The sequence below is a fragment of the Desulfofustis glycolicus DSM 9705 genome (assembly GCF_900130015.1).
Classification (GTDB): Bacteria; Desulfobacterota; Desulfobulbia; order Desulfobulbales; family Desulfocapsaceae; genus Desulfofustis; species Desulfofustis glycolicus.
The window spans coordinates 58151-82269 of the sequence record NZ_FQXS01000006.1 but is presented as its reverse complement, the minus strand read 5'-3'; the positions used below and the strand labels follow the sequence as shown (position 1 = coordinate 82269).

Here is a 24119-nt window from a genome sequence, read left to right as displayed (position 1 = left end):
GTCGGAACCCCTTCATATGAACACAACGATGAAACTCAAGGTAGGTCTGCTCGCCTTCCTCGTCACACTGGCCGTTGTCACGGTCGTCCCGTCCTTTTACGCCGGTACGCCCACCTGGTGGAAAACCTACATGGCTCCGGAAGGATTGCGGCTCGGGCTCGACCTGCAGGGCGGCATGCATCTGGTCCTCAAGGTCAACCTGCAGAAAGCCCGGGAAAACACCCTCGAACTAGCCGCCAACGATCTCCGCGACGCGCTCGCCGACCAGTCCATCAGTGTCGTGCAAAGCAGTGCTGCCGACAAGAACGCTATCGTTTTTACGGTGCCGAATACCAGTGCCGTCGACACCATTCAAGAAATCGTCAAGGACGGCTTCGATGAAGAACTGGACATCACCGTCGATGCCAAGGAAGGCAGCTTCCCCCGGATCAGTCTCCGGCTGAGCGAAGAAAAAATCGATTTCATCAACAATAACGCCGTATCTCAATCGCTGGAAATCATCAGGAATCGTATCGACCAGTTCGGCGTGGCTGAACCGGTCATCATCCGCCAGGGGTCCGATGAAATCGTCATCCAGCTGCCCGGCGTCAAGGACCCGGATCGGGCCATGAAACTGCTCGGCGATACCGCCCAGCTCGAGTTCAAACTGGTCGCCGAAAGCAGCGGCATCGACCTGGATCGCCTGGTCGCGCAGGCCATCGAATCAGGAGAATGGTCAGGTAACTGGCAGGATACCGAAGAGCTGACCAAACTCAACCGACTGCTCGCTCCGCACCTGCCGGACAATACGACGATCTATTTCGAACGACACACCGATCGCCAGACCCAGGCGGAATCATTTTCGCCGATCCTGCTGGAAGACAAGGTGTTGATGACCGGCGACATGGTCAAAAACGCCCAGGTCCGCATCGGCGGCTCCTTCAACGAACCCTATGTCGGCATCGACCTGACCTCTCGCGGCGGCAAGGTCTTTGCCACCCTGACCGAAAACAACGTCGGCCGGCGGATGGCCATCGTGCTCGACGGCAATGTCAAGTCGGCGCCGGTTATCAGAGAACGAATCCTCGGCGGCTCCGCTCAAATTTCCGGGAGCTTCACCCATGAAGAGGCGTCCGACCTGGCGATCGTGCTGCGGGTCGGAGCCCTGCCCGCCCCGGTGGACATCATCCAGAACCTGACCGTCGGCTCCAGCCTCGGCCGGGATTCCATCGAGAAGGGGTTGACCGCAGGCCTGTTCGGCGCCCTCACGGTCATCGGTTTCATGCTCATCTTTTATCGGCTGTCGGGCGTCATTGCCAACTTTGCTCTGACACTCAACATCCTCTTTCTCTTTTCCGGTCTGGCTATACTCAACGCCACCCTGACCCTACCCGGTATTGCCGGCATCATCCTCGCCATCGGCATGGCGGTCGACGCCAATGTCCTGATCTACGAACGGATGCGCGAGGAATACCGGCTCGGCAAATCGGTCCGCTCCAGTATCGACGGCGGGTTCGGCAAGGCGATGTCGACCATCGTCGACTCCCAGATCACCACGCTGATCACCGCCTTGGCACTATTTCTCTTCGGCACCGGTCCGATCAAAGGCTTTGCCGTGACCCTGTCCCTGGGTATTATCTTCAACCTCTTTACCGCGTTGTTCTGCTCGCGGTTGGTCTTTGATTTCCTGTCCGGCCGGCACCTGCTGAAAAAACTGCACCTGCTCGAGATGATCGGCGCCACCAGGATCGACTTCATGCGGGTCAGGAACATTACCTTCGCGCTATCCGGAGTGCTCGTACTGATCGGTCTGGTCGCCTTTTTCCAGGTGGCCCGCGGCACCGCCAATATGGGCGTTGATTTTGCCGGTGGCTCTCTACTGCAGTACCAGGCGAGCCAGCCGTTTACAATGGAAGAAGTACGTCAGGCATTCCAGAAGAACGAGATGGCGGAGGTCGAGTTGCAGGAGGTGGAAAACGAGTTCCGGCTGATCGTTAAGGTCAAGAAATCAGAGGAGGTGGTGGCCAACTTGAGCGACCGGGTGGACGAAATCCTCGGCAGCGAACTCAGTGAAAAAGGGTTCGTGCTGGAGAGCCAGTCGGAAATCGGCTCAAGCGTCAGTGCCGTCCTGCGGAACAAGGCCATCCAGGCTATCCTTATTTCACTGGCCGGCGTCATCATCTATCTCGCCTTTCGCTTCGACCTGCGTTTCGGCCTTGCGGCAGCGGCTGCCACCTTCCACGACGTCCTGGCCGTGCTGGGCATCTGCTGGCTGCTCAACGTGGAGATGACCCTGCTGATCGTCACCGCACTGCTGACCCTGGCCGGCTATTCTTTGAACGACTCGGTGGTCGTTTTCGATCGGATCAGAGAAAACATGAAGAAAAAAGACACGTTCCAGGTCTCGAACACCTTGATCAACGACAGTATCAACCAGGTCCTCAACCGGACCATCGTTATCTCGTTAACCACGGCCATGGTACTGCTCGCCTTGTTCCTTTTCGGCGGCTCGGTTATCCATGATTTCTCGTTCGCCCTGCTCGCCGGTGTCGTGGTCGGAACCTATTCATCAATCTTCATTGCCAGTCCGTTGCTGACTGTCTGGAAGCGAACTGCAACCAGATGATGACACAGAATTCAATGCCCATCGGCTCGTACCGTCCGATCGGACGGCACGAGCCGTTTTCCTTTGCCTGTCACCGGGGCGTGGCTTGTTTTACCTGCTGTTGCCACGAACTCGAATTGTCGCTGACCCCCTATGACATCCTGCGCATCAGACAGGGAACCGGCCTGTCATCGACCGAGGTACTGGCTCGCTATGTGATCATCGAACAGGAAGTGGGTGACTCCTTTCCGCAGATGTATCTGACCATGGTCGATGACGGTGCTGCCAGCTGTGTATTTCTCGGCAGCGAGGGCTGCTCTATTTATCGCCATCGCCCCGGTGCCTGCCGAATGTATCCTCTCGGACGGGCGGCAATCGCGTCCGGAGATGGTCTCGAGGAACAGTTTGTGTTGCTCCATGAGCCTCATTGTCTCGGTTTGATGGAGCCGCAGTTGACAAGTGCACATACATACATGCAGTCACAGGAATTGGCGCCCTACAAAAGTTTCAACGACCGTCTGGCACAAATAACCCAGCACGATCGAGTCAAACAGGGCCTGCAACTGAGCGAGTCGCAACGCCAGGCGTTTATCCTGGCCCTCTATGACCTCGATACCTTTCGCGCAGCCTTGCTGGCGGGTACCATCACCGATGCAGCCGGCGACCGCGCGGTTCTTGCCCACGACGATGAGGCATTGCTCGAGTGCGGTCTGCGCTGGATTGCCGACCTCCTGTTCGCTTCCTGAACAACAGTCCGGCCGACAGCTGTCTGTCACCGGCAACCAGGATCTTGACACCATGCTGAAATTGATCGTCTTTGATTGTGACGGCGTCATGTTCGATTCGCGGGAGGCCAACCGTCGATACTACAATGATATACTGGCGGCCTTCTCCCTGCCGCCGATGGATGAGGACGAACTCTCGTTTGTCCACATGCATAACGTTACCGATTCAGTCAACCATATCTTTCGTCACGCTCACCGGGAACTGATGGCAGAGGTCCGCCGCTTCCGGGCCGGACTTGACTATACGCCCTATCTCGACTTTATGGTCATGGAAGCGGATCTGATCGAGTTTCTCGAATTTGCCAGGAAGCGTTACAAACTGGCCATCTCCACCAATCGCACAACAACGATGCGCCCGTTGCTGCAGACCTTTCAGCTTGACGGCTATTTTGACAAAGTCGTCACCGCCGGCGACGTCGCCCACCCCAAACCCGCCCCTGATGCGCTCCATGACATCCTTGCCCACTTCAACTGCACCGCCGGGCAGACCATTTATATCGGCGATTCAGAAATCGACCGGCAACACACCGAGGCCGTCGGCGTACCGCTGATCGCTTTCAAAAACCCGGCGCTGCCGGCACATTATCACGTGGAAACGTTCAATCAGATTCGCCAGCTTGATCCTTTCAAAAGATAGGTATAGTTGTCGGCCGCCGAGCCGATATGACATCAATGCACACCGCGGTCTTCGTCCACTCGTTTGACCCCTTCCATCAACAGCGCCATGAAATCACCTATTTCCGCAGCCTTCATCTGGTGCGGCGACAAACCGGTACGGAAGATGTAAACACCCTCCCGCTCCGCAAGAATTGCGTAAATAGCGTACTGGTTCTCCAATTCCCCATAGTGGGCATTGATGATACAACCTTCACGAAAGGCCACTTCTGCTTCCCGACCACTCAGATAGAGGGTGAGAACCCCCGTTTTCTGGTGCATGTGCAAGATCTGGAAGAGTTCGGCCGGCGCCATCTCCCTGAGTCTACCCTGCATACAGGAATCGAAGGACTGCGATCGGGCGGTGTTGGCCCTGGCCAGTCGCTCGGCAAGCAATTGCGCCATAAACAATTGCACCGACGGAGATTGTTCTATAATCCTGTTAAAATGTTCACCACCGATGGTAATCAGGATGGTTTCCTCAAGAGCAGACACCGTTGCCCCGGCAACATTACCGACGAGATAGCTCATTTCGCCGCAGATCTCACCCGGGCCGAGGGTACTGATGTGTACCGGTCCGTCATCGACACTCAACTGTCCTGATAAAATCACAAAGAGATCGAGGTTCGGCTCACCTTTCCGCATCAGTATCCTGCCCTTTTTGAGTCGCTCTTCCCGGAAAAATTCCATCATTTCGCGGAGCAGAGCGGGCGGCACGGTCTTAAATAGCGGGCAGTCGACAATTCTGCCGAGCAACGCCTGCTGTTCGGTGTCGAGCGGCAGCTCTTCATCGCCGACGGCCGCAGCGTCGGATCCCGGAATCAGGCGGAATTTGATCAAACCGGTACAACCACTGCAGCTATAACGTTTTTCCTCTCCGTCAGCCAAACCGTCTGGCGACTCTCCCAACAGGACGAACAGCAATTCGGTCATTTCACGCACCAGAATCAAGCACACCTCTTTCTTCTCCGGTGGTGTAAAAGAGCGTTCCGTCAGACGAAAACATTCACCGACCTCGTAGAGGGGACAATTGTTGTCCTCTATGACCTCGAACTGCGCAATAAATGATTTCATGCCGATTACGATAAAACCTCGCCATTGGGCCTTAAGTCCCCGAGAGCATAACGATACCATACCAATATACCGAGTGATTTCCGATTGGCGAGGATTTTTCTGTGCCCATCGACGGAAATCCGACGCGGATCAGCGGAGTATGCAAGCTATCCCTGCCACGTGGCGCCACCAACTCGGCAGCGCCTGTCTCTTTGTAACCGCTGGCATCTGCCGGTACCAGTTTTCCCCGGTCGGTCCGGCGACGATCTGATCATCGAACGTTACGTACTGATGAGTATTTTTTTTTGGTGTTGTTTCCAGAAGTTGATATAATGGCTGCATTGAGCTCGCAATTCTCTTTTCCAGCAACCGGTGTCAAACCATGGCGACAGCGACCAAGCAACTCGAGAGTATCTATCAGGAGATCACTCGGCAGTTCTCCGGCAACCGGCTTATCACCGTCGCCCCGCTCGATGGCGATCCTCCGGAAAAATACGAAATCACATACCATATTACCGGTATTTACAAAGATGATTCCGGAGAAATCCAAAGCCGCGATAACCATATCGTAACCATCAACATCCCTTTCGGCTTTCCCCATTTCCCACCAAGTTGCAAGCCCAAGACACCTATCTTTCATCCCGACTTCGATCCCGCGGCCATCTGCATCGGCGACTTCTGGGAAAAAGATCGGACTATAGGTGATTTGATCCTGCATATCGGCCAGATGATTTCGGGCCATGTGTTTTCGACGAGCAATGCCTTCAACGAGGAAGCGGCCAAGTGGTACAAGGATAGCCCCGATCGCCTGCCTTTCGACGAGCAGGATCTCACGCTTGAAGAAGATGCCTTTAGCGGCAAGGACCGGCACGACGAGCAAACCTCGGAAGACGACATGACGCTTCTGCTCGACGACGATCAGGTAGAGTCCGGGGAAATCGTCCCCTCCTTTGATTCAGTCTTCGACTCCGACAATCAGCAGTCTGACGAGCTATCCCTGGCTGACGAAGGACAGACTCCGGTTGACCGTGAAGCGGTCGATACACTGGACGAGAGTTTCCTCGAGACCGACTTTGATTATTTCGGCTCCGATGACCGCGATCAGATCACCGACGAAATCGTTCCACCGCCTCCCGAAACTGACGAATCCGATATATCGCCGGCTTTCGACAGCGACCGCTTCAAACTGCTCGCCAAACAAAAGCGCTTTTTTGAGCTCAACAGCGAACTCGGCGCCCTTTCCCCTACTCATGAGTTCAACGAGCGTTCGCGACTGACCGAGCAGGCTAAAGCCGCCCTGCAGCAGGCGCGGGATGTGTACAATCAAGGCAGCGATCACGAACATCAGGGTGATCCCGGACGGGCTTATGAAGCTTTCAAACAAGTCGAGAAAATCGTCTCCGATTATCCCGGCCTGCAAGAAGACCTGGAACGCACCGCCCAGGCCAAGGAACTCTTGGGAGACTGGCTCGATCCGTCAGCCAAAGAAAGAGACGAACAGGCCGCCTCCTTCGTCGAGGAGGATGCTGCCATCGCCACCGGTGAACGCGACGAGCCGCCGGTCAAAAAAAAGAGTGATCGCCGAACCTTCTTTGAAGATACCGCGCGCCACACGTCAAAATTGATTCCCTACGCCCTCGGCGCCGTGATTCTCATTGTCTGCAGTGCTGCCGCACTCTCCCTCTACCTGAACACCTCGCGACTCGTCAACGCCGAGAAAAAAATGGCGGAATGCCAGACCATCCTGAAACAAAACCGTTTCTCCGAGGCCGAGCGGCAGTGCCAGCAGGCCCTTGACATCGCAAAACAAGTTCAATTTTTCCGGAGCAGCGCCCGGGATACCTTGATCGAGGACATCGAGGCCGTACTGCAATCGGAAGTGCTCCACCAAGGTTTGGCTGGAAATCTCTACTACGACGGGCGCTATCTCCCGAAGCAGGTGGTCAAGACCGTTCGCGCCTTCTCCCATTTCGCCGCACAAGGCGACACCTCCTTCGCCAAAGAAGACTGGCAGGAGGCGCTGGCGAATTACAATCAGGCGCTAGCCCTTGCCGAAAAGGAACCGGAAGGTATCGACCAGGAAATGGTTTTTGCGATTAGCCAGCGGCAAAAGCAGGCGCAATTCAATACGCTGCTTCGCTCGGGAGACGAATTCATCAAGCGCGAGAAATGGGTCCTCGCCACCCAGGATCTCGAACAGGCACTGGAACTGGCCAAAGATCTCACTATTGAGAACAAGGCCGAGATCGTCGCCTCAATCACCACCAGACTCGCCGAAATCGCCGTTGCCACGGCACACGAACAGGGCGACATTGCCTTTGCCGAAGAACGATGGCAAACTGCTGCTGGTCATTACCGAACCGCCTACGATGCCGCGATAAAAACCGCCGGAGCCGGCGATCCGCTGGTGGATGAGATCAAGAACCTGATGGTCAAAGCCGAACTCTACGAGACAATCAACAGCGGGAAAACAGCATTTACCGAAGCGCAGTGGGATCAGGCGATCAATAATTACGAACGGGCCATCGCCATCCTGGAGAGCAACAGCGATCTGCTCAAGCAGAGCAACACCGAAGAAAACAAGAAGAAACTGGCCAGAACCATGCTGCAGGCCTCGGTCATCAGAGACAAGCAGGAAGCCGCCCGTTTTTTGAAGGAAGAGAATTTCCAAACGGCCATCGACAAGCTTCGCTCTATTATAGCAACAATCAAAAACAGTGAATTCCGCGGGGATCCAGAGTTTACCACCATCCTCAAGGAGACGGAGCAGGCGGTGGCACAAGCCCAGACCGATCTGCTCCTGGCCGGCAAGATCTCCTACCTGGAAGACAACTTCAAGGAACTCTTTACCAGGCATTACACCGCGTCACCTGCTGAATCGCTGATCGATCCGCGCGTTATCTACGAGAAACGACTGGATGACAGATTGCTCTTCCGGCTGGAGTGTACGGAAATCGGTCGCGGTCGACCTTTGAAGCTGGTGATGAAATACACCCACAATCTCTCCACCGGGGAGTGGAAGTTCTACAGCGGCAACGACTGATGAACAGTATTCCGGTCCTACAACAGAAACCGGAACTCCCCCTTGCCGAGCAGATCATGCAGGTGAAGGATGCCGAGCAGCATGCCGTCCTCATCGCTTACCGGCAAGACTGTAATTTCGTGATGTTGCATGATGCTCAACGCATCAACCGCCTGTTTATCGTTGCTGATCGTCACCGGATCGGCTGTCATCACCTGCCGCACCGGCGTTGACGGAAAATCGACGGCAGCGGCAATCAGCCGGCGGACATCGCCGTCAGTGACGATTCCGTCGACCCGTCCCGTGCGACCGATCACAACCACGGCGCCGAGGTTTTTCCGGTTCAATTCGGCCACCGCCGCACTGACGGAACCGCCATTACTGACGGCAGGAACAGCGTCTCCTGTCAACATCACTTCATCGACCCTGACCTGGAGACGCGCACCTAAACTCCCGGCCGGATGATTCTTGCGAAAATCGGCTGCCTGAAAGTTGTTGCGCTTCATCAACACGATGGCCAGTGCATCACCAAGCGCCAGCGTTGCCGTCGTCGATGCCGTCGGCGCCAGGCCGAGTCGGCACGCTTCACGGGGAACGGTGATATCGAGCACCACATCGGCGACTGCCGCCAGACTTGATTTCACGCCGCCGGTCATCGCAATGACAGCTGAGCAACGACGTTTCAGGCTGCTAAGCAAGAGATTGAGCTCAGCGGTCTCACCGGAATACGAAATAGCCATGACCACATCCGTCGTCTGCACCATTCCCAGATCCCCATGCATGGCTTCCACCGGATGGAGGAAGAAAGCCGGAGTCCCCGTGCTGTTCATCGTCGCTGCGATTTTCTGGCCGATAATACCCGACTTGCCGATACCGGTTACGATCAAGCGACTTGGGCAGTCAAGGATCAGCTCAACGGCCTGCAGGAACTCCCGCCCCAAGCGCTGACGCACAACGGCCAATCCTTGTTCTTCGATAAGCAATACTTCCTGTGCTTCTTCTAACGACATATTCCTTCCCACCTACGTTTCACGATATCGGTCCTCTCTGCTACGGCATTCCGGGGCATTACCGCCGTATCGGCGATAGCTTGTCACGGGTGCCGAGATCAATGAGAGCCAAGTGTAACCATCCGTTGTCGATGGTCAAGTTGACTACCGCCATTCTACCCCCTTTTCACTTTGGGCGGCAGCATTTTTCTGCATCTCCCTGCCTGATCCTCGTTTATCCTTGACAAAAGAGTCGTTACATCTTCAATATGCGAGGTTAGTGACACGATCAGACAGCTCTACTCTGATCCGTACCGGCACGTCGTCTTCCCGCTGTCACAAGCAGTACTTTTTCAATAGAATCATTGGAGTTATCATGGCACAATACCTTTTCACTTCAGAATCGGTGGCCGAAGGCCATCCCGACAAGGTCGCCGACCAGATCAGCGACGCCATCCTCGATGCCATCATCGCTAAAGACAAGAACGCCCGGGTCGCCTGCGAAACCATGGTTACCACCGGTATGATCCTGATCGCCGGTGAAATCACCACCATTTCCTGGGTCGACATGCCCGATGTCGCCCGACAGACCGTCCGGGAGATCGGCTACAACTCGTCGGAAATGGGTTTTGACTGGCAGTCCTGCGCCGTACTGACCTCCATCGATAAGCAATCGCCGGATATCGCCCAGGGAGTTAACGAGGGCAGCGGTCTCGATCTTGACCAGGGTGCCGGCGACCAGGGCCTGATGTTCGGCTACGCCTGCGACGACACCGACGTATTTATGCCGATGCCGATCCATTTCGCCCATCGATTAACCAGACGTCAGGCCGAAGTCCGTAAATCAGGACTCCTGCCATGGCTGCGCCCTGACGCGAAAAGCCAGGTTACCATCGAATATGTCGATGGGTCCCCGAGTCGCATCGATGCGGTCGTCCTCTCCACTCAGCACGCCCCCTCCATCGACTACGAAGACCTGAAAGAAGGGGTCATGGAAGAGATTATCAAACCGGTCCTGCCGTCTAACATGCTCGATCGTAACACAAAATATTTTATCAACCCGACCGGACGGTTTGTCATTGGCGGACCCGTCGGCGATTGCGGTGTCACCGGCCGCAAGATCATTGTCGACACTTATGGCGGCAAGGGATCCCATGGCGGCGGCGCTTTCTCCGGCAAGGATCCGTCCAAGGTCGACCGCTCATCATCCTATATGGGTAGATATATCGCCAAAAATCTGGTGGCTGCAGGTATCGCCAAGGAAATCGAAGTACAGGTCGCCTATGCCATCGGGATCTCGCAGCCGGTCTCGGTAAACATCAACAGCTTCCATACCGGCCGAATCAGCGACGATCAAATCAGGCAACTCGTTCTGGATCATTTCGACCTGCGCCCCAAGGCAATCATTCAACATCTCGACCTGCTCCGTCCGATCTACAAGGCCACCGCGGCCTACGGCCATTTTGGCCGGCGTCGAGACGACTTCACCTGGGAGCGCACCGATAAGGCAGCCGACTTGAAGGCCGCCGCCGGACTCTAACCACCATCGTTACAGCGAAAAGCTGATTACCCGAGAGGAATCGTAGCAATGTCCACACCTAGCCAAGATTTTAAAGTAGCCGACCTGAGCCTGGCCGATTGGGGCAGAAAAGAAATCGCCATCGCCGAGACGGAGATGCCCGGACTGATGAGCCTGCGTGCCGAATATGGCGCGTCGCAGCCACTGAGAGGGGCCAGAATCGCCGGTTGCCTGCACATGACCATTCAAACCGCAGTCCTGATGGAGACCCTGATCCAATTGGGAGCCGAGATCCGCTGGTCATCGTGCAATATCTTTTCAACTCAGGATCATGCCGCAGCAGCGATGGCCGCTGCCGGCATCCCCGTTTTTGCCTGGAAGGGCGAAAGCGAAGAAGAATTCTGGTGGTGCATCGATCAAACCATTTTCGGCCCGGATGGCTGGCGGCCGACGATGATCCTCGATGACGGCGGTGATCTCACCCTGGTCATGCACCAAAAATATCAGGATGAATTGCGACAGGTCAGGGGGATCACTGAAGAGACGACCACCGGCGTCCATCGGCTCAATGAAATGGCCAAAGAAGGGACCCTGGGCTGCCCGGCGTTCAACGTCAACGATTCGGTAACCAAATCAAAATTCGATAACCTTTACGGCTGCCGAGAGTCGCTGATCGACGGTATCAAGCGGGGTACCGATGTGATGATCGCCGGAAAGATCGCCGTGGTTGCCGGTTATGGCGACGTCGGCAAAGGGTGTGCCCAGGCGCTATCCGGCATGGGCGCAACCGTACTGGTCACCGAAATCGATCCGATTTGTGCGCTGCAGGCGGCCATGGAGGGCTATCGGGTCGTCACAATGGAAGAGGCGGCGGCTGTCGGGTCGATCTTCGTTACCTGTACTGGTAACATCAACGTCATCACCCGATCGCACATGGAGCGCATGCCCGATCAGGCAATCGTCTGTAATATCGGTCATTTCGACTCGGAAATCGATATTGCATCGATCAGGGATTTGACCTGGGAGAATATCAAACCCCAGGTTGATCACGTGATCTTCCCGGACGGCAAGAAAATCATCGTCCTCGCCGAAGGGCGACTGGTCAACCTCGGTTGTGCCACCGGCCATCCCAGCTTTGTGATGAGCAATTCCTTTACCAACCAGGTTCTTGCCCAGATCGAGTTATGGAACCACCCGGAACACTATGAGAAACAAGTCTATTTCCTGCCCAAACACCTCGACGAGATGGTCGCCCGGCTCCACCTGAAGAAAATCGGGGCCCACTTGAGCACTCTCAGCGAGGAGCAGGCACGATATATCGGCGTGCCGGTCGACGGTCCGTACAAACCAGAATATTACCGCTATTGAATCGTCCTCGAGATCGGCCGGCAGACATGCTTTGTCAGTCGGCCGATCCTCTGTTGGTACCTTGCTTTCCGGCCATGCTGATGTCGCCGGAGACCACGGTGTGAATAACGCCCGATTCATCTTCGATTCGTAACAATCCCTTTTCATCTGGTCCGAGACTGACGCCGGCGACCACCTCGCCCGTCTGTGCCACCCAGGTTGCCCGTTTCCCCGCCAGCACATCGAAACGGCGCCAACGAGTCAGCACCTCCTGAAATCCTTCCGTCTCGAAAACGGCGACATCGGCGAGCAGTTGATCACGCAGCGCGGTAAACATGACCGCCGCATCGACAGGTGGTGCCCCTTCAATAGCAAGCGATGTGGCTATCGATCGCAACGCTGCCGGCATCTCTTCGCTCGTCAGATTGAGATTGATACCGATACCGACAATAGCAAAACTATGACTGTCGTCGGTGTGATCCACAGACGATTCGCAGAGGATGCCGCCGCACTTTTTGCCGCCGATCATCAGATCGTTCGGCCATTTCAAACCGACCCTGACGCCTGGAGAGCAGCGCTGCAGCAACTCTGCCGCGGCCAGGCCGGCAACCATGGTCAGGCGGGGATAGGCAGCAGGCGACAGACGTGGGCGAAGGATATAGGAACAATAGAGATTGCGCCCGGCCGGAGAGTACCACGTGCGACTGAGACGCCCCCGGCCGGCGGTCTGCCGGTCGGCCCGGACGCCAGATCCATGGGGAGCACCCTGGTCGGCGAGCAGTCTGGCTCGTCGATTGGTGGAATCGACGACCGGCAGGAACTCATCGTGATACGCCGTTTTCATCGGAAGACTAAAAAAAGAAAAGCGCAAAACCCTTGACGGGCATTGCGCTTACAGATGACGAGAGATCCTGAGAACGATCAGACCCCGTCTTCCCTATCGTCGTTTTTGACCCGACTGGGGGTTGCATACATGGTCGTCGAACCGGAAGACCAGAACATCAATTTCCCTTCCCGGACCAGTTCATTGGCAATATTCTTGATCACCCGCGGTTTCGAATCCGGATCGCAGGCATAAAAATCCTTGACATACAAAGCAGGTTTCGGCGATTTCTCAGCCTTCTCCACCATAGCAGCTTTCAATTCATCAGCACTCAGAGCCATAGCATTCTCCTTTTCTTGAATTGCCCGTAAACAGAGGCATAAAAGCCCACTCCGCAGAGCGGAGTGGGCCATTCTCGTCAAGATCCAGTCAATTACTTAACATGGCTGGTGAACTTGAATTGCGTGGTGGTCCGCCAGGTGTTGTAGGCCAAGCGATAATCGTCGATGCTCTTCTCGGTAAACGGAATATTGCACTTCTCGAAGAAACTCTCCCAGCCGATCCGTTCGGCCCACTCGCCGACGCGCTCGTATTTCTTGGCGTCTTTGGCATAGGCCTCAAGAATCGTCTTGACCGCTTCAACGACTTCCGGCCAACGCGGCGGTGTGTTCGGCAGGAACGGAATGACCAGTTTGGAGAATTTCGGTGCAGAAATCCGGTTGGATATCTTGCCGCCCACCAGAATGGCAATACCGTCGCCATCCGGGTCGGCCAGCGGCATAGCCGGGCACATCGTATAGCAGTTACCGCAGAACATACAGCGCTCAACGGTGACCTTGACGGTCTTGATCTCATTGCCGTCAACCTCTGCTTTAGCCGGCTTGACCGCACCGGTCGGGCAGGAAGCGATGGCCAGCGGCAGCTCGCAGACACCGGTGATCCGCTTGTGATCAATCATCGGCGGTTTACGATGGATACCGAGGATGGCGATATCGGAGGCATGGACAGCCCCGCACATGTTGAGGCAGCAGGCCAGGGCGATACGCACCTGGGCCGGCAACGTCATCGATGTGAAATACTCGAACAGCTCGTCCATGACCGCCTTGACCGGGCCCGAAGCGTCGGTAGCCGGAGTGTGGCAGTGGATCCAGCCCTGGGTGTGAACGATATTGGTTACACCGGCGCCGGTACCACCGACCGGGAAACGGTTGCCGCGGCTGGCCAAATCGTCAAGCAACGGCTGCACCTTGTCCTTGGCATCGACCATGAACTCGATATTGTTCCGGGTCGTGAAACGCAGCTTGCCTTCGCAATGCTTATCGGCGATCTCGCATACTTCGCGGATGAACTGGCAGGTAACCAGGCGAGCGGAACCGACACGCACCGTGTACACTTCGTCACCGGTCTCCGATTTATGCATCAGGACGCCGGGTTGAACGATCTCGTGCCACAACCATTTCCCTTTATTGTCTTTAATGACCTGGGGCATGAATTGTTCGTAGTGTGGCGGACCGAGATCGGTGAGACGACCTTCCATCGGTTTGTCTGGATTATAACCCATGATGCTACTCCTTCTATCTGAATTATTCTGTTCTAAAAAATGAATAGACAGCTCGTCTTAAGCTTTGTGACGGGCACGGAATTCATCGATGTCTCGCGCAAAGCCACCCGGCACTTCTTCTTCATTCCAGAAGACGTACGGGTTTGAACGCGGCTCTTTGATCATCTGCGGAATCGGGTCGATCTCCATGACCTTGATGAAGGTCGGCAGGCCGACACGCTGCATGGTCTCACCGACACGCTCGCGGTTCTTCCCGATTTCCATCCACCAATCCCATACCTTCTCGATCAGCTCGATCAAATCCTCGTATTCGTCATCTTTGGAGATTTTCATGAACGGGATGATCAGGGTCGACATCTGGGCGCCTTCCAGGATCGGGGCCTTGGCGCCGATCAGGATCGAAGCTCCCTGCTCCGCTCCGGGGCGCAGGGCACGCGGCATGACGTTGATGCAATGCATGCAGCGGGTGCACTCTTTGTCGTCGATCTTCAATTCGTCGCCTTCCAGCCACATGCACTGAGTCGGGCAGATATCGATGACCTCTTTCTGCAGATCGAATTTACCCCAGTCACGGCCGCTGTGCGCGCCGCCGTTGGCCGGATAGTTTCCGGCAACGTACTCTTTGACCGCCGCCTGGTCGATGCGGATCTCGTCGCGCCAGGTACCGATAACGGATATATCGGAACGGGCAATGGCCGCGACACAGTCGTTCGGGCAACCGGAGAACTTGAATTTAAACTTGTACGGGAACGCCGGGCGATGGATCTCGTCCTGGTATTTCAGGGTCAACTGGTAGCAAACCTCCTGCGTATCGTAGCAGGACCATTCACAACGAGAAGAACCGAGGCAGCAGGCCGGGGTCCGCAGGTTCGATCCGGAACCACCGAGATCCTGGCCCAACTCATGGGTCAGATCCCAGAAAAACGGTTCGAGATTTTCGGTCTTGGTGCCGAGCAGAATAATATCACCGGTGGAACCGTGGAAATTGGTAACACCCGAACCATGCTTCTCCCACAAAGTCATCAGCGCACGCAGATTATCGGAGGAGTAGTACTTGGAAGCCGGCTGAGCGACACGGATCGTATGGAAGTGCTGGACGCCGGGGAATTTTTCGGGCATATCCGAGTAACGTCCGACGATACCGCCGCCATAACCGAAAACACCAACGATACCGCCGTGTTTCCAGTGAGTGATGCGATCCTCGTAAGACAGTTCAAGCTGGCCGAGGATGTCATACACCTCCGGCTTGGTCTCGGCCTGCTTCTTCAGGTCGGTAACGAAGCTTGGCCAGGGGCCAGTCTCCAGTTGGTCTAACAAGGGTGTCTCATGTTTTGCCATGATTTCCTCCTTTGAATTACTGTTTATACTGCTACCCTATCCAATTATTCTTGTACTAAAAACCTATCCGCACAGAAAGTTGAGCCACCCTCCTCAGGCCGTTAAACTCCTTTCTGCCTGTGCTTCTTCACTTCAGATTGCAGCCATTATCAGCGGGCACAAACCTGCGTGTCAATGCGAAATATGTAGCAGAGGAGGATATAACCGAAGCGTTTTTTTGTCAACAAAAAAGCAGCGGTTTCCAGGTCCAAAAATGAACTGCGATTCAGCGCCGGGAACAAACGCTTGTTCCTTTATTTTTCGAACTCCCGGAGCAATTCCCCGCCGATTGTAGAACCATTATTGGTACCGCTTTTCAGCAGGTCGAGCAACTCGGTCGCCAGTTGTTTGCCGAGCTGGACACCCTCCTGGTCAAACGAGTTGATCTGCCAGACAAACCCCTGCATGACGATTTTCGCCTCGTAGAGTGCCAGCAGGTTACCCATGGTCCGCGGATCAAGACGGTTGCCGACAATGATCGAACTGGGGCGATTACCGGCAAAACGGCGGTTGGGATTGTCATGGTCCCGGCCGGATGCCAACGCCACCGCCTGGGCAAGCAGGTTGGCAATCAGTTTCTGCTGAGAACTCGTGCCGTCAACCGGCAAGTCTTGACCGTACTGATTTTCCCGGAATCCAATAAACTCCACCGGTACGATTTCGGTCCCCTGGTGAAGCAGTTGATAAAAAGCATGCTGGCCGTTGGTTCCCGGCTCTCCCCAGACAATCGGTCCGGTGGCTGCAGATACCGGCTCTCCGAACCGAGTGATCGATTTACCATTGCTCTCCATGTCGCATTGTTGCAAATGGGCAGGAAACCGGTGCAGGGCCTGACTATAGGGGAGAATTGCCAGTGTCGGATACCCCAGAAAGTTGCGGTTCCAGATACCGAACAAGGCCAGCAGCAACGGCAGATTGTCGCGTACCGCTGGGTGCCCGGCGGCCTCGTCCATTTCGGCGGCGCCACGCAGAAAAGCATACAGATGCTCCATTCCGAGGGCAAACCCGAGGGTAACGCAACCGACCATCGACGTGGTCGAATAGCGGCCGCCGATGTAATCGAACATCGCAAATGAGCGCAGATAGCGCTGCGGATCTTCCATCGGCGAGCCAACCCCGGTCACCGCCAGAAAATGGCGGGCGGGATCCAGCCCGCCACTGCGATAGGCGCTTCGGGCCAGTTCCTCGTTGGTCAAGGTCTCCAGGGTCGTGCCGCTTTTGGAAACGATGGTCACCAGGGTTTCGGACAGATCGACGGAAGCGAGCACCGCCGAAGCGTCGTCGGGATCGACATTGGCGACAAACCGGACCTGTCGGCCGGGACGATAATAAGCCCGCAACGCCTCGTTGACTGCACGGGGACCGAGGTCCGAACCGCCGATGCCGATATTGACCATCGTCGTGAACGGTTTACCGGTAGAACCGAGCAGGTGGCGCTCATCGACCTCCCAGATAAACCGTTCGAGTTGTGTCAGCTCGCGCTTGGCCTGGGCGGTCGCTGCCGGGGCCAACGGATTTTCGGAAAATAGATCGCGGCTCGCGGTATGCAATACCTGCCGGTTCTCGCTCGGCCAGCCATCGATTCGGTTGAGTACCGCCCCGCCGCGCATCTCTTGGAATCGTCCGACGAGGTCAAAACCGTCGGCGAGTTCCTGAAAAGCGGTCAGCACCTGCTCGTCGACCCGCTGCATCGCATAGAGCAGCCGCAGGCCGGCCGATCGGCAAACCATGGTGCCGATCCGTCCGGAACCCGACAATGCTCCCGGTGCAGTCAAATCGTACGGTTTTTCGGCCAGTCGTATCAGCTTTTGCCAGATCGTCGTTTCCGTCGGTTTTGTTTTCATGGCGACTCCTTGGGCCGCTTACTCCGGCCCGTTTCGATCCTGCCAGCCGCGAACGGCCTCGACCCGCAATGCGGCGATCACCTCGGCGTAAGACGGCGCCCCGTAGACAGCGGAACCGGCAACGAAGATGTTGGCTCCCGCACGGGCGACCCGATAGATGGTAGCCAAGCCGATACCTCCATCAACCTCGATGCCGATCTCCAGAGCGCGGTCATCGATCAGCCGGCGCAACCGGGAGATCTTCTCCAGCGTCGCCGGGATGAAAGATTGCCCGCCGAATCCCGGATTAACCGACATCAGCATGACCAGGTCGATATCGTCGAGAATATGATCGAGCGTGGTCAGCGATGTCGCCGGATTCAGAACGACCCCGGCCTTCAGGCCATGCTCGCGGATTCGACTGACCGTTCGCTGCAGATGCGGGCAGGCCTCCACGTGAACGGTAATCCAGTCGGCCCCGGCGGCGGCGAACTGGTCGATATAACGATCGGCATCACTGATCATCAGGTGGACGTCCAGCGGGCGCTCGGTCACCCGCCGGGCGGCTTCGACAATCAACGGTCCGATGGTGATATTCGGCACAAAATGACCATCCATAACATCAACATGGACGACATCGGCCCCTGCCGATACGACGGCGCGAATTTCGCCGCCGAGATCGGTAAAATCAGCGGACAGGATGGATGGGGCAAGAAAAATCTCGTTCATTGCATTTCCTTTTTGAGCTGATTTTCGCTCTTACTCGACATTTTCGACTCGCTTTACGAACAACAGGCGGCTGTATCGATTCTCCGCACCCGGTCTCCCGGCAAAATTTCAACACATCCCGCCAACTCGAGCATCAGCAGAAGTTCGCTGAGCCGGGCCGAACCGAGCCCGGAGCGGCGCAGCAAGTCGTCACGCAGCAGCGGATACGGTTCAAGCAACGCCAACACCTGGGCGGCTCCACTGTCGATCGCCCCTGCTTCCTGAGCCGTCTCCTGCTTCGGGACCGGAGATGAAGGCAGCCCCAGGCCCTCAGCGATATCGTCGGCGCAGACGACCAAACCGGCCCCCTGCTGCAGCAGCCAATGGCTGCCGGCACTCTTGGCAGAATCGACCTGACCGGGAACAGCAAAGACCTCTCGGCCTTCTTCCAAGGCATGCTGCACGGTTATCAGGGTTCCCGAGCGTCGGGCTGCCTCGACGACAACCACGCCCCTGCTCAGACCGGCGATAATCCGATTGCGGGCCGGAAACCGGAACCCCTCGGGCTTGGTGCCGAGCGGGTATTCGCTGACCAACAGTCCCGCTTCGGCAATCAGGCGATACAGGCGACCGTTGATCCGGGGATAAACGACATCGAGCCCGCAACCGAGAACGGCGACGGTAAAACCACCGCCGGCAAGACAACCGGCATGCGCTTCAGCGTCGATCCCTTGGGCCAGACCCGATACGACAGTCACTCCCCGGCCACCCAGATCCATGGCCAACCGATGGGCCGTACGGCGACCGTAACTGGTGGCGGCACGCGAACCGATTATCGCCACGGCCGTTGTGTTGCCCACTCCACTCCGGCCACACAGATAAAGGACCGGCGGTGGGCAGGCGATGGAGCGCAGCAGGCTCGGGTAATCCGGATCGGGGTAACTGACGGCCCTCCCGCCGATGTCGGCAAGGGCTGCCAATTCCCGGTCAACCCGCTCGCCGCCGGCGATGATTGCCCCGCGGGCCGGAACCTGTCTCCAGCGCAGCCCCGGTAACGCCTGCCACTCAGCGCCTGACGCCGCCAGGGCAGCTCCCGGAGAGCCGAAGTGGGTTACGAGCGCCCAGAATCCGTTCGGTCCGAGCCCATCGACCATGCTCAATTGTATCCAATCCCTGGTCTGTTTCATCCATCCGGTAGTACGTGCAGGCAAAGAGGACGCAAATGAATCTCAGCCCGACAACGGCGAGCGACGCCCATGGAACGCGACAAGAGGGGGTGATAACGGGCTCGGAGAAACGACTATTCAGTCATGAACACCCGCAATTCCTCAATTCGGGAGGGGTGTTTCAATTTCTGGATGGCCTGGGCTTCGATCTGCCTAATCCGTTCGCGGGTTACCGCAAAACATCGCCCCACCTCCTCCAGGGTGTGATCGTAATCGACGTCGATACCGTAGCGCATACGAAGTACCTTCGCTTCCCGCGGCGTCAGCGTCGACATCACCTGGTTCAGGCATTCCCGCAAACTGGCGGTCATCGAAATGGCATCAGGCCCCGGTCTATCGCTGTCTTCGATAAAATCTCCGAGAAACGTCTCCCCATCATCACCGATCGGAGTATCAAGAGAAATCGCATCCTTGGCGATTTTCAGGGCCGTCTTCACTTTGCTCACCTCGGTACCGAGCTGGTTGGCCATTTCCTCCGGAGTCGGCTCCCGATGTTCTTCCAATAAGAATTCTTTGGATACTCTGAGCAACCGGTTGATCGTTTCGATCATGTGAACCGGCAACCGAATGGTCCGACCCTGGTCGGCAATCCCCCGGGTGATTGCCTGCCTGATCCACCAGGTGGCATAGGTGCTGAATTTGTATCCACGATGATAATCGAACTTGTCGACGGCCTTCATCAAGCCGATGTTACCTTCCTGGATCAGATCGGAAAACTGCAGACCACGATTGACGAACTTCTTCGATACGGAGATCACCAGGCGCAGATTGGCGCGAACGAGCGCTTCCTTTGCATACTTGGTAACTTCACGCCCGGCCTCGATCTCCGAATAAAGCGCGGTGAGCACCTCGGCATCGAGGCCCGACTCGCCCATGAACTGGCGATTGACCTGAGCTTCAACGGCATTGATCAACGACGCTTCCGTTGACGGCGCCGAAGGAGACAGACTCGCCTCCCTCATCACCGCAATGAGAACCTGTCGAAATCGGCGAGACAACTCTTCGAGTCCTGCCGCTACCGAATTAATACATTCCTGGCAGATCAGCCGTTCGCTAAACAGCGCAGCGCATTGCTCGCCGATGGCGACAATCCGCCGCCGCACCCCTCGATATTGCTGCTCTGCCACCTTCCCCGCCCGCACCTGGGCGAGCAGTTCGGCCCGTTTACCATCGAGTTCGGCGGCCTGCCGGTATCGGTCGAGAAACACCTCGGTCTCACGCTTGACTAGTTCCGGTTCGTTATCGGGGACACCGTGAACTATCTGGAAGATCCTGCTGCGACCGGACGACAGATCGGTAGCCAATTGCTGCAACACCGGAAACGCGAGTTGGGTCGAAAGCGCCGCCGTCTGAATACGGAACTTACCCTCTTCCATCATCCTGGCTAACTTCAACTCTTCTTCATGACTGAGCAGAGTCAGGCTACCCATTTCACGAAGATAGATGTTCATCGGGTCGATGGAATGAGTCCCGTTTTGCAGCGGTGATCTCGACAGCCGCCGCCGGTCCCCCTGACGCCGATCGCCGAAGGGACTCTTCCTCCGGTCCCTGACGTTTTTGCGCCGATCCTCCGGCACGTCTTCAGGCAAAACGACCGGAACAGCCTTTTCCTCAGGATGAAAAATTCCGGTCAGATCCCAGATAGACGAATCCTCATCGTCATTGACGAACTGCTCGCCATCTTCCGTGGCCTCATATTCGTCCATGCCAACATCGCTATAGTCATCTGCCGCCATCACTCCCCCATGCCATCTCGTCCCCCAAAAACACCCCAGTCGGTCATACACCGTCACTGCCTGTCTGGACTCACCTATTATTAGAGTATAAGTACATGAAAATCAACAATTCGTATCATGTGTCGAAAGATTTCATCGACCCGATGGCCATTTTTCTTTAATTGGAACAATGGTGAAAAAACAGGCGTTTGACCCGATCAAAGTGCCTTGAGCTCCGTATCGATCACCATCTTTTGTCGCATCAAGCTGTTTATCTGCTCGTAATCGTTATTTCTCTGGGCCTGGCCAAGATCATTCATCAGGGCATCGGAACGTTTCTTCAAGACGATGCGCCGCACCCAGGAGATAATATCCTGCAGACCATCTTCTTCCTGGTTCGGATCGACGGGGAAGCGGCCTGAAAGCGTCGGATCAAGCAGTACGGATGCGACCAGCGATCGCTCTTCTCCTTCCGGCAAGCTCGACAACAATTCTTCCGGCTGCAACGCGGAGCCGCGCTCATCAACCAATCGCTTCAGCTGGAGAACGATGATTTCCCCTATGCTGCCGGACAGGACATCCGTTGCTCCCGCCTGCTCCAGATCCGCCAACCGATCCGGCCTGAAGATCATAAAGGCGAGCAGTTCCCGCATCCCTTTCGGGACCGGCTCCGGCCGCTGTCCCGACCCGCGCGATAGCGAAGCCGGTTTCCGGGACTCATCCGCGGAAGAACCGGGAGCAACTTGGGCGAGCAGCGTCTCCGTGGGAACACCCAGCAAGGAGGAAAAATGGGCCGCCACCAGCGACCGCTGCAACGTCGAGTCGGCAGCAGCCAACAGCGGTTTCAATTCTTCGACGATCTTCGTCTTGCCGTCCAGGCTCAACCCGTGCCGTTCAACCATCCGCTTCAGGGCAAATTCGGGAAGCGTTTCCGCTTGCTCGACGACACTGCTGATCCCCGCCACCCCATGCTGGCGGATGTAGGTGTCGGGGTCCTCCCCGACCGGCAGCAGCGCCACCCGGCCGCTGACCCGCTCGGCAAGAAAGAGCGGGACGGCGCGTTCCGCCGCTTTGATGCCGGCCTCGTCACCATCGAACAGTAGGACAACCTCGTCGGCCAGCCCTTTCAACAGTCGGACCTGATCTCCGGTCAATGCCGTTCCCAGCGGGGCAACCACCGACTCATAGCCGTGCGTCACCAGGGACAACAGATCGAAATTGCCTTCCACCAACGTCGCCCGGCGCCGGCTTCGAATCGCATCCCGCTGCTGGTACAGGCCGAAGAGCAAGCGGCTTTTCATATAGATCTCGCTTTCCGGAGAATTGAGATATTTCGGGTTGCCGTCACCGAGGATGCGGCCGCCGAAACCGGCGATGCGACCTTTAGCATCGAAAATCGGGCACATGATCCTATCCCGAAAACGATCATAGCTGCCGCCCTGCTCCCGGGCAGCGAGCAAGCCGCTCGTCAGGGCAGCCTGCTGCTCGTCCTGATTGAGCTGGGCTCCGAGAAAGTGCCAGCCCGTCTGCTCGACAGACGGGGCATAACCCAGCTGGTAGCGTTCCTGGATCTGTTCACTGATCCCACGCTGCTGCAGATAGCGACGGGCCGCAGCACCTCCCGGCAAACGACACAAATAGTCGCGATAGATGTCGGCGGCTCGCCGGTTGACAGCAAACAATAATTCGCGTCGCTTTTGCCGCTCGGCTTCCCGGGGAGATTGCCGCCGTTGCGGCAATTCGACAGAGCACCGGTCGGCCAGCATCTTCAGGGTGTCCTTGAATTCGAGGTGATGGTAGTTCATCACGAAATTGAAGACATCACCGGCCGCCCCGCATCCGAAGCAATAGTAGAACTGTTGCCCCGGGTGGACCGAAAAAGACGGTGTCTTCTCCTGGTGAAACGGACAAAGACCGAGATACCTGACGCCGCTACGTTTCAGGTTGACGTGCTCGCCGATGACCTGCACGATATCGGATTGCTGTTTGACCGTCGCTGTTGCCTCTTCCCATGTTTCCATAAAAGCTTCCGTCATCGTCTGTCAAAGGATGGTGATTTGCCCGGACGAATCCACTATAATATCGATGGCGAAGCACTGCCATGCTTTTGCCGCGACCGTCCCCCAGGAGAATAACCATGGAAGATATCGACAAAGTTCTCGCCTACGAAATTAAAAAAGACATCGCCGATCGGTATTTCAACTTCAGAAAGATGATCGAGCGGGACAGTGCCGCCTATATCAAAGCGGTTCTCGATGCGACCGTTGAACTCGAAGCTTCCGTCGGTCTCGATCTGATCAGGCTCTATATCCTGCTTGGCGAACCATCGCTGATTAGGAAGTTCCAGGCGCTCATCGGCATCGCCCATGATCTCTACTATGACTCCTATATCTGCTCATCACCAACGATCCGCAAACGCTTGTTCGCCGGTTATCCGGTCAAAGGGCTGACCAGAAGATCGCGATTGCGACTGCTCTTCTCATCTATTTATCGGCGTCTCCAGACTCAATCCGTGACCTACCAGGAAACCCGCAATCAATTGATAGAAGAACAGGAAACCATCCGCGAGCAGATCACCCTCTTCTACCAGAAAAATGATTTGCAGAACATTCTGTCATTTCTCCGCTCTCTCGATCACGATGAAAGCCACGCAATTCTCCAGACCAACACGACGAGTGGCGATCGAAGCGCGCTCGAACGCAAGTTGGAGATGGTCCCTCCCGAGCCGGCGGACAATCTGCTCCCTGATGTCCCGGTGTTACCGCCGTTGAAAACGATTAAAAAGCCCTTATTCGCACTGCTCGATACGGCGCTGAAAAACCCGCCCGAGCTTGACGTCAAGACGCTCTGCTCCCCTTGAGAACAAGGCGCGGCAAGTGGCGCTACCCGATTTTTTGTCGACCGGGGATCGCCGGCGGCTTTTTCGACCACCT

18 protein-coding genes are annotated in these 24119 nt (G+C 56.4%); 7 read left to right on the top strand and 11 right to left on the bottom strand.

Annotation, left to right across the window (positions count from 1 at the left end):
• Positions 1 to 16 precede the first annotated feature (16 nt).
• From BUC26_RS06810 to BUC26_RS06800, 3 genes are read left to right on the top strand one after another with little or no spacing between them, the layout of a single operon-like run.
• On the top strand, positions 17 to 2605 hold the full coding sequence (locus BUC26_RS06810) for a protein translocase subunit SecDF (protein ID WP_073374601.1): 2589 nt from the start codon (positions 17 to 19) through the stop codon (positions 2603 to 2605).
• Positions 2602 to 3330 carry a YkgJ family cysteine cluster protein gene (locus BUC26_RS06805; RefSeq protein ID WP_073374599.1) on the top strand — a complete coding sequence of 243 codons (729 nt, stop codon included), beginning with the start codon at positions 2602 to 2604 and terminating at the stop codon, positions 3328 to 3330. The genes BUC26_RS06810 and BUC26_RS06805 overlap by 4 nt, the downstream gene beginning before the upstream one ends.
• Before the next feature lie 52 nt (positions 3331 to 3382).
• Positions 3383 to 4006, top strand: coding sequence for an HAD family hydrolase (locus BUC26_RS06800; protein ID WP_073374597.1), 624 nt, complete (start codon positions 3383 to 3385; stop codon positions 4004 to 4006).
• Between the two features lie 32 nt (positions 4007 to 4038).
• Here BUC26_RS06800 and BUC26_RS06795 read toward each other — a convergent pair whose 3' ends face one another.
• Positions 4039 to 5097 carry a DUF4388 domain-containing protein gene (locus BUC26_RS06795; protein ID WP_073374595.1) on the bottom strand — a complete coding sequence of 353 codons (1059 nt, stop codon included), beginning with the start codon at positions 5095 to 5097 and terminating at the stop codon, positions 4039 to 4041.
• A gap of 361 nt (positions 5098 to 5458) precedes the next feature.
• On the opposite strand from BUC26_RS06795, the gene BUC26_RS06790 reads away from it, so the two are divergent.
• Positions 5459 to 8119: a hypothetical protein gene (locus BUC26_RS06790; RefSeq protein WP_073374593.1), complete on the top strand. Its 2661-nt coding sequence runs from the start codon at positions 5459 to 5461 to the stop codon at positions 8117 to 8119.
• 17 nt (positions 8120 to 8136) lie between these two features.
• On the opposite strand, the gene BUC26_RS06785 is transcribed toward BUC26_RS06790, so the two are convergent.
• Positions 8137 to 9108, bottom strand: coding sequence for a KpsF/GutQ family sugar-phosphate isomerase (locus tag BUC26_RS06785; protein ID WP_073374591.1), 972 nt, complete (start codon positions 9106 to 9108; stop codon positions 8137 to 8139).
• A 355-nt stretch (positions 9109 to 9463) separates the two neighbouring features.
• On the opposite strand from BUC26_RS06785, the gene metK reads away from it, so the two are divergent.
• Together metK and ahcY are read left to right on the top strand one after the other, a co-directional pair.
• A complete protein-coding gene (metK, locus tag BUC26_RS06780; RefSeq protein ID WP_073374589.1) occupies positions 9464 to 10627 on the top strand; it encodes a methionine adenosyltransferase in 1164 nt (387 codons plus the stop codon).
• A 48-nt stretch (positions 10628 to 10675) separates the two neighbouring features.
• The gene (gene ahcY / locus BUC26_RS06775) at positions 10676 to 11974 is read left to right on the top strand and encodes an adenosylhomocysteinase (RefSeq protein ID WP_073374587.1); all 1299 of its coding nucleotides are present in this window, start codon (positions 10676 to 10678) and stop codon (positions 11972 to 11974) included.
• 34 nt (positions 11975 to 12008) lie between these two features.
• On the opposite strand, the gene BUC26_RS06770 is transcribed toward ahcY, so the two are convergent.
• From BUC26_RS06770 to dnaG, 9 genes are all read right to left on the bottom strand, one after another.
• Positions 12009 to 12797, bottom strand: a complete 789-nt coding sequence (locus BUC26_RS06770) for a biotin--[acetyl-CoA-carboxylase] ligase (RefSeq protein ID WP_073374585.1) — start codon at positions 12795 to 12797, stop codon at positions 12009 to 12011.
• Positions 12798 to 12874: 77 nt separating this feature from the next.
• On the bottom strand, positions 12875 to 13117 hold the full coding sequence (locus tag BUC26_RS06765; protein WP_073374583.1) for a dissimilatory sulfite reductase D family protein: 243 nt from the start codon (positions 13115 to 13117) through the stop codon (positions 12875 to 12877).
• Between the two features lie 92 nt (positions 13118 to 13209).
• A complete protein-coding gene (gene dsrB / locus BUC26_RS06760; protein WP_073374580.1) occupies positions 13210 to 14337 on the bottom strand; it encodes a dissimilatory-type sulfite reductase subunit beta in 1128 nt (375 codons plus the stop codon).
• Positions 14338 to 14394: 57 nt separating this feature from the next.
• Positions 14395 to 15675, bottom strand: a complete 1281-nt coding sequence (dsrA, locus tag BUC26_RS06755) for a dissimilatory-type sulfite reductase subunit alpha (RefSeq protein WP_073374578.1) — start codon at positions 15673 to 15675, stop codon at positions 14395 to 14397.
• Positions 15676 to 15968: 293 nt separating this feature from the next.
• Positions 15969 to 17558 carry a glucose-6-phosphate isomerase gene (locus BUC26_RS06750; protein WP_073374575.1) on the bottom strand — a complete coding sequence of 530 codons (1590 nt, stop codon included), beginning with the start codon at positions 17556 to 17558 and terminating at the stop codon, positions 15969 to 15971.
• Between the two features lie 18 nt (positions 17559 to 17576).
• Positions 17577 to 18266 (bottom strand): ribulose-phosphate 3-epimerase, encoded by a 690-nt coding sequence (gene rpe / locus BUC26_RS06745; protein ID WP_073374573.1) that lies wholly within the window; start codon positions 18264 to 18266, stop codon positions 17577 to 17579.
• 53 nt (positions 18267 to 18319) lie between these two features.
• Positions 18320 to 19432: a DNA-processing protein DprA gene (gene dprA, locus BUC26_RS06740; protein WP_084540508.1), complete on the bottom strand. Its 1113-nt coding sequence runs from the start codon at positions 19430 to 19432 to the stop codon at positions 18320 to 18322.
• A gap of 113 nt (positions 19433 to 19545) precedes the next feature.
• On the bottom strand, positions 19546 to 21207 hold the full coding sequence (locus BUC26_RS06735) for a sigma-70 family RNA polymerase sigma factor (RefSeq protein ID WP_084540507.1): 1662 nt from the start codon (positions 21205 to 21207) through the stop codon (positions 19546 to 19548).
• A 197-nt stretch (positions 21208 to 21404) separates the two neighbouring features.
• The gene (gene dnaG / locus BUC26_RS06730) at positions 21405 to 23207 is read right to left on the bottom strand and encodes a DNA primase (protein WP_073374571.1); all 1803 of its coding nucleotides are present in this window, start codon (positions 23205 to 23207) and stop codon (positions 21405 to 21407) included.
• Between the two features lie 116 nt (positions 23208 to 23323).
• Here dnaG and BUC26_RS06725 point away from each other — a divergent pair, with 116 nt between their 5' ends.
• The gene (locus BUC26_RS06725) at positions 23324 to 24046 is read left to right on the top strand and encodes a hypothetical protein (protein ID WP_073374569.1); all 723 of its coding nucleotides are present in this window, start codon (positions 23324 to 23326) and stop codon (positions 24044 to 24046) included.
• The last annotated feature ends 73 nt before the right edge of the window (positions 24047 to 24119 follow it).